General features: G+C 34.5%; 11 protein-coding genes. 3 read left to right on the top strand and 8 right to left on the bottom strand.

The window, feature by feature from the left end; translation table 11 throughout:
- Nucleotides 1–19: 19 nt before the first annotated feature.
- The 5 genes from FNE73_RS00445 to FNE73_RS00465 form a co-directional block, all read right to left on the bottom strand.
- Nucleotides 20–553, bottom strand: coding sequence for a hypothetical protein (locus FNE73_RS00445; RefSeq protein WP_143882834.1), 534 nt, complete (start codon nucleotides 551–553; stop codon nucleotides 20–22).
- 439 nt (nucleotides 554–992) lie between these two features.
- Entirely contained in the window at nucleotides 993–1,457 is a 465-nt protein-coding gene (locus tag FNE73_RS00450) for a hypothetical protein (RefSeq protein ID WP_143882835.1), read from the bottom strand.
- Nucleotides 1,457–1,933 carry a hypothetical protein gene (locus FNE73_RS00455; protein ID WP_143882836.1) on the bottom strand — a complete coding sequence of 159 codons (477 nt, stop codon included), beginning with the start codon at nucleotides 1,931–1,933 and terminating at the stop codon, nucleotides 1,457–1,459. The genes FNE73_RS00450 and FNE73_RS00455 overlap by 1 nt, the downstream gene beginning before the upstream one ends.
- A gap of 10 nt (nucleotides 1,934–1,943) precedes the next feature.
- The gene (locus tag FNE73_RS00460; protein WP_143882837.1) at nucleotides 1,944–3,299 is read right to left on the bottom strand and encodes a hypothetical protein; all 1,356 of its coding nucleotides are present in this window, start codon (nucleotides 3,297–3,299) and stop codon (nucleotides 1,944–1,946) included.
- Nucleotides 3,211–4,008, bottom strand: a complete 798-nt coding sequence (locus FNE73_RS00465) for a hypothetical protein (RefSeq protein ID WP_143882838.1) — start codon at nucleotides 4,006–4,008, stop codon at nucleotides 3,211–3,213. The genes FNE73_RS00460 and FNE73_RS00465 overlap by 89 nt, the downstream gene beginning before the upstream one ends.
- 125 nt (nucleotides 4,009–4,133) lie before the next feature.
- Here FNE73_RS00465 and FNE73_RS00470 point away from each other — a divergent pair, with 125 nt between their 5' ends.
- Nucleotides 4,134–4,532: a helix-turn-helix transcriptional regulator gene (locus FNE73_RS00470; protein WP_143882839.1), complete on the top strand. Its 399-nt coding sequence runs from the start codon at nucleotides 4,134–4,136 to the stop codon at nucleotides 4,530–4,532.
- Between the two features lie 42 nt (nucleotides 4,533–4,574).
- Here the strand turns inward: FNE73_RS00470 and FNE73_RS00475 are convergent, their stop codons facing one another.
- The 3 genes from FNE73_RS00475 to FNE73_RS00485 form a co-directional block, all read right to left on the bottom strand.
- Nucleotides 4,575–6,416 (bottom strand): M1 family metallopeptidase, encoded by a 1,842-nt coding sequence (locus FNE73_RS00475; protein ID WP_143882840.1) that lies wholly within the window; start codon nucleotides 6,414–6,416, stop codon nucleotides 4,575–4,577.
- A 115-nt stretch (nucleotides 6,417–6,531) separates the two neighbouring features.
- Nucleotides 6,532–7,002, bottom strand: coding sequence for a DinB family protein (locus tag FNE73_RS00480; RefSeq protein WP_143882841.1), 471 nt, complete (start codon nucleotides 7,000–7,002; stop codon nucleotides 6,532–6,534).
- Between the two features lie 107 nt (nucleotides 7,003–7,109).
- Nucleotides 7,110–8,801, bottom strand: coding sequence for a DUF6909 family protein (locus FNE73_RS00485; protein WP_143882842.1), 1,692 nt, complete (start codon nucleotides 8,799–8,801; stop codon nucleotides 7,110–7,112).
- A gap of 373 nt (nucleotides 8,802–9,174) precedes the next feature.
- Here FNE73_RS00485 and FNE73_RS00490 point away from each other — a divergent pair, with 373 nt between their 5' ends.
- Together FNE73_RS00490 and FNE73_RS00495 are read left to right on the top strand one after the other, a co-directional pair.
- A complete protein-coding gene (locus FNE73_RS00490) occupies nucleotides 9,175–11,370 on the top strand; it encodes a glutamine synthetase III family protein (protein ID WP_143882843.1) in 2,196 nt (731 codons plus the stop codon).
- A gap of 340 nt (nucleotides 11,371–11,710) precedes the next feature.
- Nucleotides 11,711–12,403 (top strand): C40 family peptidase, encoded by a 693-nt coding sequence (locus tag FNE73_RS00495; RefSeq protein ID WP_143882844.1) that lies wholly within the window; start codon nucleotides 11,711–11,713, stop codon nucleotides 12,401–12,403.
- Nucleotides 12,404–12,471 lie beyond the last annotated feature (68 nt).

Below are 12,471 nucleotides of genomic sequence, written 5' to 3' on the forward strand. Positions count from 1 at the left end.
GAGTTTATTTCTTTGAAGTCTATCTATTGGAATATATAAGTTTTCCGTATTCTTTTATGGAAATAAACTTTATTTCTTTTTCAAATTTTATTTTTTCCAGTTGTTTATGCAACTTTTTTGTTCCCTGCACTTTATTAATTGAAGCATCAGAAAATTTAAAAATAAAATATTCTTCTACCTTTTCATTACCAGCTTTTACGTTTTGTCCTATAAAATAGTTTTTATCAAAAGTAAATTTATCAAATTGATTCTCTGTTATTATTTTCCCTCCTCCTGCATTGTAATTAACGTTTAAATCATTTACTAAACGTCCTTTATCGTTAGATTCTATACATTGGATAGCGTAAGGATAAACTAACGGATATCTCCACCAATCAAAGATACCAGGATAGGTATAATATTTTTCAGGTACTTTGCCTTTATATTTTGCAGACTCAAACTTTTTCAGACTATCAACATAAGCATTGTGTGGTTTTGCAGCAGTTATAGGTTCATTTTTCCTATTACATGACAATAGTAAGATTAGACAAAATAATTGTAATATTTTTTTCATGAACCATAATATTATTTGACTATCCATTTTTTAAATAAGTACCAATTTAATATTCCTAATAAAATACTAATGATTATAAAAAAATCATTTATTTCTCCCTTATTAAAAATAAAAATTGCCAGCAGATAAATTATCACAGAATATAACATATGTATCCACATTTTATTTTTATATTCTAAAATAATAAGATATAAAAGCAAAAAAGCCCATATATAAATCATAATTACAAAAGCAAAGAAGTCATAAAAAATAACAATTGCTAAAGAAAATGTACTTTGTTTGATATTATATATTGTGTAGACTTCTACGTTTGTAAACGAGGTCAGTAAACCGAATAATATTTGCAATATATTTTTTACAATTAAAAATATATACATAATACCAATGAGTATTACTGTGTTTTTTAAATGAAACATTAATGGGATTAATTTTTTTATCACTACTTGACTTTAATATATCTTAAGTAATCTCCATGTTCTTGACCCTTTAAAGGACGAATATAAAGATATAAAGTAAGTGCACTATCTTTTTTGCGAGAATAAATGTTAATTACACCACCGTCAGTCAATTCAGGTGAACTAATGCTAACACCATCTTCTCCACTATAATAGTAAAAAAAACTACTCAACATTTCTTTTTTCAATTTCCAAGTTTTAGCATCAACATAATTATTAGCTGTAAAAGTTTTATCTAACTTAACATTTAAGGTCAAACTTGTCTGTATTGGAATTCCAAATCTCTTTTTAGAATCTTCATCTAATTCATATATGCCTACAAATTTTTGAAATGGAATATCTTTATTATTTAAGATAGGTACAAATTCCTCATTAAATGCTGCTTTCGGACCGTCTTGGCAGTTCGAAAGCAACAATAGAGATAGAAATGGGATTAATTTTCTTATCACTACTTAACTTTAATATATCTTAAGTAATCTCCATGTTCCTGTCCTTTTATTGGTGGTGTGTAGATATATAAAGCTAATACACTATCTTTTTTACGGTAGTAGATTTCAAATCCACCACCTCCATTAAAATCTAAATCTCTAGACCTGAAATTTAAAAAAGATTCCTTGAATTTATTTGTATACAGTAACTTTCCTTCAAGTTTCTTTAATCGTAAACTGTCTGTCTTATAGTCTAAATAATTTTCTGCAACAAATGTAGAATCATTTCTTACAGTCAATAATATACTATCATTACAAATGATTTTATATCTTTTCTTAGAATCTTCATCCAACTGATATTTTCCAACTAATTTTTCAAAAGGCAATTCCTTATTGAGGTTTGCTTTGACGAACTCTTCATTAAATGCTGCTTTCGGACCGTCTTGGCAGTTCGAAAGCAACAATAGAGATAGAAATGGGATTAACTTTCTTATCATTTTTTTATTTCTAAGGTACTGTTATTATTTCATACCATCCAAAAGTTTCCCCAATCGTTCCCCCAAGATGAACACCTTCTCCTCTCGGTTTATCTGGAATAATACTATCATCAAGCGGATTACCATTGTAATCATTCAATCCTCTTGTTCCTGATTGCCAACCCGTTTTATTTTTTATAACAAATGTAAGTTTATACTGATTATTTCCCAAGGGTGTTATAGTAATAACCGTTGGATAAGAACCCAGACAAAACTGCATTCCATCTAGTTTTGTAATGGTGTCAACTGTAGCATCAGACCCAAATCCCCATTCGCCAGTTACGGGTGTTAGCACGCCATTCTGAATGTTATTAATAGCTATCCTTTTTAAGTCTAAAACAGACTTGTCATCTGGAATTCCATTTTTCATTTTATGTGCGGAAAGATATCTCATCGGTATAATGTTTGGGCTGGGAATTCCACTTATTGTATAATCGGAGCCTGAAAATCCTATCGTAGGTAAGGTAAAGCCGGTCGTGTTATTAACAGGAAAATCTCCCAATTCGAATAACCAGCATAGTAAAATATCAGTCCATTTCATATATTTGGGATTGTACTGTATTGGTATTTCGTATTGAACTCCAGCTTTAAGATAAGCCAAAAATTCATTTACTTTTTGCAATGAATTAGGATGCTGTGTAAAGTATTGTGAAGCATGCTCGTAGATTATTCTTCCATATTTAACTGCACTTGCAGCGTTCTGTTTGATTAGGTAAATCATATATTCTTTAGCCAATGTCCATACAGGATTTTGGACATTGACTTGGCTTACCGTATTATTTTTTTCTGCTATAAGTATATCTGTAAATGCTAATGCAAATTTATTAGCAAAGGTTACATCGGAAGTATTATTGTAATTAATTCCTTTAAATAATATTTTATTTAAATCTTCCGGATAGTTTGTAAAATGGTTTTTTACACTTGGATTTTCCTGCAAAAAGTTGTGAGCAAATGTTAACATTGGTTGAAACTCCGCCCAAGTAACATTTTGATTTTCCCAACTAAACTGCGCTGCCCATTTTACGAAATTTTCTCCCTGTTGATTTTGGTTGGCATTGTAATAGGTTTGTAGACCGTTATAAAATTGTGTGTTAGAATTGAGAAGCGCCTTAACATCTGTGGGAAGACCTCTTACAATCATTGTAAAAGACATAGGTAAGATAGGCTGTGTCGGAATGATAACAGGACAGCCTCCTTCACCAATATTACTGTTAGGATCTCCGGGCTGGGTAGCAACACTACAAGGTTCGGGATTGGCGGCAATTTGTACAAGGTTCACCGCCTCCCCCGTTGCCTGTTCCGCCACCTTCACCTGCCCACCAATCATTTCCACCGGTTTCGTTACCCGTATAGATAAAATCACATCTATATACCATTGTAGTGTGCCAACCCGGTTTGCGATCTGCGCTACAGTCTCCCCATGATTCTGTGTTCCACATCCCGTGTTGGTTTTCGCTGCATACTGTTACAAAGGTGTCTTGCTCCTGCCATCCACAGGCTGTCATCCCTTTTGACAATGGATTATATGTTCCCTGAGATAATTCAGTAATAGTTGTTTTATTTTTGGTGTCTACAAACCCACCGTTTCTCAAAGTTTCTTTTTCCTGTGAACTAAGATTATAGCTCACCAAAAGTTCTTTGTATGTACCGTCAGATAAAGGCGACAATACTAAATTTTCTACAGGATCAGTCGGTAAAGCATTTTCTCTTACCAAATTGAATGTGTAGGTATGATAATTGGGACCGTTCTCAATATACAGAACTTCATCTGTGTCAATTAGTACGCCGTTGTTATAGCTGATTACCTTGCCTTGTATATTGGTTTTAGATAAGCTTTTTAATGCAGTTTCAGCTTTGTCTATTTCTGTGAGAAGTCTGGCTTTGTGCTTTGCTTCGTTAAGCGAAATTCTTTTGGAAGTGAGTCGTGGCTGTGAGATTGTCTGATTTACCTCTTCGTTGTGAAAGTCTTCCGTCCTGCAGCTCAGGACTAAAAATGATAATGCAAAAAGCATCAGAAAACTGATTTTTTTCATCATGGTTTTTATTTATTTTAAAAATTACTTTGCAATGATAAAATAAATTTTTCAAAGTACTGCGATATTTTTTATTCGGGTATATTCGGTTTTAGTCGAATAATTTTTACATTTGTAAAAAATGCTTTATGGTAAAGGAAAAGTTAATAAAAAAGAGAAACGAAAAAGATTTTACCCAAAAAGATCTGGCAGAATACCTGAACATCAGCCAGACCCAGTACAGCCGTAAAGAGAAAGGAGAGGTAGAAATCTCGGAAGAAGAATGGGAAAGAATCTCAAAACTGCTGGAAACTGAGGTGGAAGAGATAAAGGAAACTGATGAAAATAAATACACTAACAACTATTTTGAAAATACTGTAACAAGCAGTTCATTTGGAAATGTTGGAGGTACTTTTTATTGTAACATTCCCGAGTTTCTTTTAGAAAACCAGAAAGAGCTGATCGAAATGCTCAAAAAAGAAAACCGGCAGAAAGATACAGAAATAGAACTTCTGAAAAAGAGAATAGAAGAACTCGAAAAACGATAAACAACAATCCCCAAAGAACATCTTCGGGGATTTTTTAGTAAGTTATTTCACCTCAACAAAATTGTCTTCCGGGTTGACATCTGCCATTCGCTGGCTGAAATCTATTCCCAAAACTTTCAGCTGAGATTTAGGGTAAGGAACTGTCAGGGTATATTCTTTCTGTGTCCACGGCCAGTAATTCAAAGTAATAAAATCACCAAAAGCATCTTTGGTTTTCCAGGTGCGGGTCATATTTAATGGAATCTGGTAAGTTACTATTTTATTATCTGCAGTAATCACAGAAAAATCAATCGGCATCGGAACCTGACTGTTATTCACCAAAGTAATCGTTGTAGATTTTGCGTCGTATTTTACACCCTTTATGCCGTAGTCGATGGTTTTTATGGTGTTAATCCAGTAGTGATGAAACCATTTCAGATCCATCCCGGAAATTTGCTGCGCAATATGAAGAAAATCTCTGTCGGAAGGATGTTTCATGCTCCATTCTTTAAAATATTCAGTCATGATTTTGGCTAAATTTTCTTCCCCTACGATATATCCTAACTGCACAAGATACAATTCGCCTTTCACATAACTTGCAAAGCTGTACGCCGTTCCGTTATCATGGTGATCTCCCAGCCAAACTGCGGGTTCTTCAATTCCCCTTTTCACGATATTTCTATAGGCATCCAGTTTTTCAACAAAAGCATTCGGCCGGTTGTCTTTTGGCGGAAACAATTCGTGCATTACGATGCTTTCTGCATAACTCGTAAAACCTTCATCCATCCAAGGTCGCATCGGTTCATTGGTAGCCAGCATCTGCTGATACCACGAGTGTGAACCTTCGTGAATCATTAATCCCATTAAACCTTCCAGACCTTCGGCTTCACCTAAAATCATTGTACACATTCCGTATTCCATTCCACCATCACCGCCCTGAATAAATGCATAGGAAGGATAGGCATATCTTCCGAACCTGCTGTTCATGATCTGGAAATATTTTGAAACATAAGGTTTTGCTTCAGTCCAGTATTTCGTTTTATCATTTTTCTGATATACAAAATATACTTTCGGACCTTGTGGAACATCAAAACTTTCTACCGAATAATCTTTATCTGCAGCCCATGCAAAATCAAGCATATTTTTGGCAGTCCATTTCCATGTTGCTTTGTTTTTGTCTGCTTTAATTTTTGCAGAAGCTTCATATCCTTTCACTTCAGAAGGATTCAAAAGTGTTCCGCCCGCTCCTATTACATAATCTTTATTAATCTTGATCGTTACATCAAAATCTGCAAACGGTGCATGAAATTCTCTTCCAACATAATCGAACGCTGCCCATCCGTCGTAATCGTACTCAGAAATTTTAGGGTACCATTGCGTCATCGTCATATCAATGCCTTCCTTGTTATTTCTTCCGCTTCTTCTGATCTGCTGCGGAATTACGGCGTCCCAATTCATGGTGAAAGTAGTTTTTGAATTCGGTCTGATTGGTTCTGCCAAATATACTTTCATAACGGTTTCCTGAACTTCAAATTTCAGTTCTTTTCCGTTTTGCTTAATCCAGTGAATATTTTGTGACCCTTCCTGATCCTTGGGAATAGAAGCCAGCCTGGAAATTCCGTCTTTCTGCAATCTTCCGTCACCATTTTTACCTTGTCCTGCAACTCTTTGATCCATCATAGAATTAGGTTTGAAGGCATTCCAGTATAAATGAAAATATACAACCTTTAACTCATCCGGGGAATTGTTGGTGTAGTCTAACGTCTGATTACCGGTGTAGGTAAATTTTTCAGCATTCACATCAATATCCATTTTGTACTTTGCATATTGCTGATAATATGCTCCCTGCTGAGCCTGAAACTGCGTAATAATAAATGCAAACAGGATTGCTACTGATCTTTTCATTGAAGAATTTAATTTGCCTAAAGATAAATAAATTTTGAAAGAGACTAAAATTGTATATTACACACATTAGCTATCAAAAAAAGTTTTAAACAAACTTACTCAGATTTACAAATTGTTATTTGTTCTTTATCAGCTTCTTGATTAAACTAATCTGCCCCAAATGATAATAGGCATGCTCAATCATTCCGTCAATATTCCTTAAATAAGTTCCGTACTTTTCATCTACAAAAACTTCATTCATTTTAGAATCGGGAATTTTCTCCAGCAAATCTGCAAATTTTTCAGCATCAGTCCAGAATTTATTCAAAAGATTTTCCCACTGCAGCTGAGATTCAACAGGAGGAAGATCAAAGCTGTATTTGTCTCTGATTTCCAAATCGCCTCCTTCAAAAACATTGATTAACCCTGCAATATAATAATCAATATGAAAAGTAAGCATCGCAATTGTATTCAAATCAGCAATTTTCGTTGTTCCCTGTTCCCAGCTTATGTCAGAAAGCTGATCTTTGAAATTTGTATTGGCAATCCATTTTCCATCAAGGATTACTTCTCTGAATCTTTTGGCTAATTGTAAAGATGTACTCATTTTTTTCTTAAAAATAAATCATTTTAGTCTTTTTTAAAAAACCATGATATAAAAAATCCTTCAGGGCTTTAAAACCTTGAAGGATTAAACTTTATCTACATTGAAATCTATTTCCTGGTTGTAGCTTCTTTTGCTGCACTTTGTAATATTTTTTCCAAAATTCTCAATGTAATAAGATACGTTGGTTTTACACCCGTCAATCCCAAACCACCTGAAGAAAGCGTACTTCCAGTTTCCAGAGGGTTATCTGAAGCATAATAGGCGTAACACACAAATAAATCCGGTGCAATATGATGTCTGATTTTAGAAGCAACCTGAATCGCTTTCTGATAGTGTGCTCCTTCCATTTCAAGTCCGATGGCTTTCCAAGAAGTATTCATGAAGTAGGAAAGAATATCTCTGTTTTGCAGTGAAGTTCCCAAAACGGTAATCATAGGTCCTTCAAAAGCCCGAAGTTCGTCGTCTATAAAATCATCCAGCTTTAAAGCATTTTCAAAAGGATAATTATCTGCTGTTCCTTCAAAAATATGTGAAGTCGGGATCATAATATCACCTTTTCCACCGGCAAGAATCCCCGCTTTCCCCATAATGGAAACAGATTTTACTTTCATCATATAGACTTCACCTTTCTGTTCAAACGGTCTCAGTAATTCATCCATGATTTCATACGCTTGCTCACCAAAAGCATAGTCGAAAACTAAAACGACATCATCACCGCTGAATTTAATACTGCTGAATGGTGTATTTTTTAAATCAACAGATTTTAAATCAATAATCTGAACATCAATATTACTGCCGCTCTTATCATCAATATAGATTAAACCCTGATCCTGAGAATATTTCAGAACTTTATCCCGAAGATCTTTCTTGTTTGAAATTTCTTCATATAATTTATAGTCGACTTCTTTTGCTTGCTTTTTATTCAATGCATCATTCGCAAACAGCATATTTTTCACAGAATGCATATTGGCAGAAATAATGTGAAGCGGTCTCATGTGAAGATCGTTTTCAAATAAAACTTCCTTTAGTTTATGAGCCCATTTTTCGCCAAAATAATGATGCCCTACTCTTTCTTTTAAAATAGCACTGAAGTAAACCTCTCTTTCTCTAGTTTCTTTGGCATCTTCAAGACTTACTTTGCCTAAATGATAGATGATTTTAAATAATCTGTCAGGATTTTCATCGTCCCCAAAAGTATTATAAGCGTTCAAGGTTTCGTCAAATGTTCTTCCTATTAAAGAAGACAGATGAATCAGGGCAACTTCTTTTTCTTTTCTGCTGAATTTTTTTTCGCCTTTTACTACCTCTTCAATAATTTTGAAGGCTCTGGTCGGCTTCCAGTTTTCCTCCTGAATGAAGGCAAGATTTCTTATTTTGTCTGCTTCAATGAACAGAAATGTTAAGTGAGTAAGAATATCATAAATTTCTGAACGACCCAGAAGAACCTCAATATTCATTTGGTGTTCATCTATTCTGTAACAGTTTCTTCTTCTTTTTTTTGGAACAATTGGCTCAAAACTTCCTTTATCAAAACCTTCATCTGATGTAAGATGTATAAAAGCACATTCCTCAATACCTTCTGGAAGCCTGTCTAAAACATACATCAAACCATTGAGTTCCAATTTGCTTGGAATACTCATGGTACCGTAAATTTCCGGATTGATCGTCTTCAACAAACTTCTAATGCTTTCTCCTGAAACTCCGCTCGGCTTAAAAAACCCTCTATAAAACAGGTGTCTCATAGAAATGTATAGTCTTTCAATTGCCTCGGTGGTTTCTCTCGCTCTAGAATTTGTCATATATTTAAATTTTTTATAAAAAGTCTGCTAAGTTACGAAAAATATTTTAAATGAAATTATTTGTTTGCTACCCAGCGTTTTAATAACCTAAATCCAATATAAATATTTCTTATTTTTAAAATTAAAGATTTTCGTCGCTTGTTTAAAAGTTACCGGAATAAATTTTCTTAACATTAAATATTGCTGTTTTAAAGTTCCTTTTAATCTCTCATATATTAATAGATATAAAACTTCAATTTGAAACTTATCCCTTTTAAAAACCCATTCTATTTTAAAAAATATATTAAATTTTAAAAGCACCCCTTAAATTTCTAGGGTTAAAATTTTTTCAATTAGTTTTTTTTGTAAATTTGCCCTATAAAATCAACCCAGTATGTCAACTTTAAGATTCAAAGCGTTAGAAACTTTACCATTCAAGGACTTCAGAAGAGATAATTCTGTAGAAGTTCCCGTGAAATTGTCAGAATTATTCTGCCAGAATGTTTTCTCAGAAGAGACAATGAGAGAATATTTAACAAAGGAAGCATTCCAGTCTATTATGGATGCAGTAAAAAAGGGAAGCAAAATCCAGAGACACATTGCGGATCAGGTTGCGGTAGCCATGAAAGATTGGGCAATGAGCAAAGGAGTGACTCACTACACTCACTGGTTTCAGCCTTTGACAGGTTCTACTGCAGAGAAGCATGACTCATTCTTCACGCCAATCGAAGGAGGAAGAGCAATCGAAAGATTCAGTGGAAATTTACTGATCCAGCAGGAACCAGATGCGTCTTCTTTTCCGAATGGAGGTATCAGAAACACTTTTGAAGCAAGAGGTTACACCGCCTGGGATCCAACATCACCTGCATTTATCATGGGAACTACTTTATGTATTCCTTCAATCTTCATTTCTTATACCGGAGAAACTTTAGATTATAAAGCGCCTCTTTTAAGAGCATTAAATGCCGTAGATGAAGCTGCAACCAACGTAATGCAGTATTTCGACAAAAACGTAACAAAAGTAACGCCTACTTTAGGTTGGGAGCAGGAGTATTTCCTGGTTGATTCTGCTTTGTATCAATCCCGTCCGGATTTGGTTTTAACAGGCAAAACATTATTAGGACACTCTCCAGCAAAAGGACAGCAGTTAGACGACCATTATTTCGGTTCTATTCCTACAAGAGTAATGAATTTCATGAAAGAGCTGGAAGTGGAATGTATGAAATTGGGTATTCCTGTAACAACAAGACACAACGAGGTTGCCCCAAACCAATTTGAGCTGGCTCCAATGTTTGAAGAAGTAAACGTTGCAGTAGACCACAACTCTTTGTTGATGGATGTTATGGCAAGAACTGCTCACAGACATCATTTCCATATTTTATTTCACGAAAAACCATTTGCCGGGGTAAACGGAAGCGGAAAGCACAACAACTGGTCTTTAGCAACCAATACCGGTGAAAATCTTTTAAGCCCGGGAAAAAACCCTAAAAAAAACTTACAGTTCTTAACGTTCTTCGTAAATACAATTAAGGCTGTTCACGAATATGCAGATCTTTTGAGAGCAAGTATCGCCTCTGCAAGCAATGACCACAGATTAGGAGCCAATGAAGCTCCACCGGCAATTATTTCCGTATTCATCGGAAGCCAGTTGTTCAGAGTTTTGGAAGAGCTTGAAAAAGTAACAGAAGGAAAACTTTCACCAGACGAAAAAACAGATTTAAAACTAAATGTAGTAGGAAAAATTCCTGAGATTTTGCTGGACAACACCGACAGAAACAGAACTTCTCCATTTGCATTTACAGGAAATAAATTCGAAATCAGAGCGGTAGGTTCTTCTGCAAACTGTGCAGAATCTATGACGGTTATGAACACAATTGCCGCAAAACAATTAAACGATTTCAGAAAAGAAGTAGACGCTTTAATTGAAAAAGGACTGAAGAAAGACGAAGCTATTTTCAATGTACTGAGAGAGTACATCAAACAGTGCAAAAACATCATGTTTGAAGGTGACGGATATTCTGATGACTGGGCTCTGGAAGCCGAAAAAAGAGGTCTTAACAATCTAAAGACTACGCCGGAAGCTCTTAAACAGGAAATGGATGAGAAATTTTTGGCTCTTTACGAAGAAATGGGAATTTTCACACACAGAGAAGTTGAAGCAAGAAACGAAATCAAGCTGGAAAAATATTCTACCGTTATTGATATTGAAGCAAGAGTATTAAGTGATATCGCAAGAAACCACATTATTCCTTCTGCTTTAAATTATCAGAACCGATTGATTGAAAACGTAAAAGGATTAAAAGAAATATTTGGTGATGAAGAATTCAGACCTTTGGCAAAAGAACAAATGAGTCTTATCACAAGTATTTCTGAGAATATTTCTAAAATGAAGCTGGGCGTTGAAGATCTTATCAAAGCAAGAGAAGCTGCAAAAGCAGTTACAGATAGCCAAAAGCAGGCAGAAGACTACTGCAACAAAGTAAAACCTTTATTTGATGTAATCAGAGAAGCATCGGATGATCTTGAAATGATGGTAGACGATGAGCTTTGGCCAATGACAAAATACAGAGAAATGTTATTTACAAGATAACATCTGTAAAGTTCCATATTAGTGATAGTTCTCCGGTTTTTCCGGAGAACTTTTTTATTGAAATCTAAGCATTTATTTAACAATAAAAGCACTTGTAATTATTGAAAAATAAAAGATCTACTTCTATTATGTTAAAAAATCTTAATAAAAAAAACCGCCGGTTTGCCATAAATGGAAGCCTGCGGTTTGTTTTCTTTTAACATACTTAAAAAATATGTTAAAATGTGTTAAATCAAGAACCTGATAATACTCATATACAGGCACTTTTCTGGGGAATATCTACTTTTGTATTGCTTTAGAGAAATAAATATTCCTTTTTAACACGGATAATAAAATTTATATGAAGAAAAGAGTTTTGTTTTATTTAGTTGCTTTTGTTTCTACATTATCATTACAATCTTGCGTTACCAACTATGTGGTATCAAAACCAGCAACTTATGCTAAAGAGTACAAAACAGATGCCAAACTAGCCGCAGTAGATACTCAATTGGAAAAGGATAAAAAATTGCTAATCAGTTCTTTTGTTTCAGAAAAAGCAGTTGCTTTATCCAATGCTAAAAATTCTTTGAAGAGTTTAGAAATTGCAAAAGCAATCAAGCACAGCAAAACAATTGACAATATTTTAGCCGAAGCATCTACTTACTTGGGAACACCTTACAGATATGGAGGAACTACAAGAAACGGAATAGATTGTTCAGCATTTGTTCTTTCAGTATTCGGAGCTGCTGCAGGTCTTAGCTTACCAAGAGTAGCCGCATCTCAGGCTCAGGAAGGAGAAAGTGTAGATAAAGAAAACCTTCAGAAAGGTGATTTGATTTTCTTTTCTCACGGTAGAAGAATATCTCACGTAGGAATTGTAGAAGAAGTTACTGAAGATGGAGAAATAAAGTTTATTCACGCCGCAACTTCTAAAGGTGTCATGGTTTCTTCGCTGAATGATTCTTATTGGGGACCTAAATACAGATTCGCCAAAAGAGTAATCAACGAAAACGGAGAAAATTACAACAGCCTTGCATCTGCATCAGGATTTTAGTCTTAAATAATTGATTATATAAATAAAGCCATCAGTTTTTGATGGCTTTAATTTTTGTTTATAATAAT

Source organism: Chryseobacterium binzhouense (genome assembly GCF_007474545.1).
GTDB classification, from domain to species: domain Bacteria; phylum Bacteroidota; class Bacteroidia; order Flavobacteriales; family Weeksellaceae; genus Chryseobacterium; species Chryseobacterium binzhouense.

Bases quoted from the DNA above. Each gene is read 5' to 3' on its own strand.
- FNE73_RS00445 (WP_143882834.1), bottom strand. From the start codon at position 553: ATGAAAAAAATATTACAATTATTTTGTCTAATCTTACTATTGTCATGT.
- FNE73_RS00455 (WP_143882836.1), bottom strand. From the start codon at position 1,933: ATGATAAGAAAGTTAATCCCATTTCTATCTCTATTGTTGCTTTCGAAC.
- FNE73_RS00460 (WP_143882837.1), bottom strand. From the start codon at position 3,299: ATGATTGGTGGGCAGGTGAAGGTGGCGGAACAGGCAACGGGGGAGGCG.
- FNE73_RS00465 (WP_143882838.1), bottom strand. From the start codon at position 4,008: ATGATGAAAAAAATCAGTTTTCTGATGCTTTTTGCATTATCATTTTTA.
- FNE73_RS00470 (WP_143882839.1), top strand. From the start codon at position 4,134: ATGGTAAAGGAAAAGTTAATAAAAAAGAGAAACGAAAAAGATTTTACC.
- FNE73_RS00475 (WP_143882840.1), bottom strand. From the start codon at position 6,416: ATGAAAAGATCAGTAGCAATCCTGTTTGCATTTATTATTACGCAGTTT.
- FNE73_RS00480 (WP_143882841.1), bottom strand. From the start codon at position 7,002: ATGAGTACATCTTTACAATTAGCCAAAAGATTCAGAGAAGTAATCCTT.
- FNE73_RS00485 (WP_143882842.1), bottom strand. From the start codon at position 8,801: ATGACAAATTCTAGAGCGAGAGAAACCACCGAGGCAATTGAAAGACTA.
- FNE73_RS00490 (WP_143882843.1), top strand. From the start codon at position 9,175: ATGTCAACTTTAAGATTCAAAGCGTTAGAAACTTTACCATTCAAGGAC.
- FNE73_RS00495 (WP_143882844.1), top strand. From the start codon at position 11,711: ATGAAGAAAAGAGTTTTGTTTTATTTAGTTGCTTTTGTTTCTACATTA.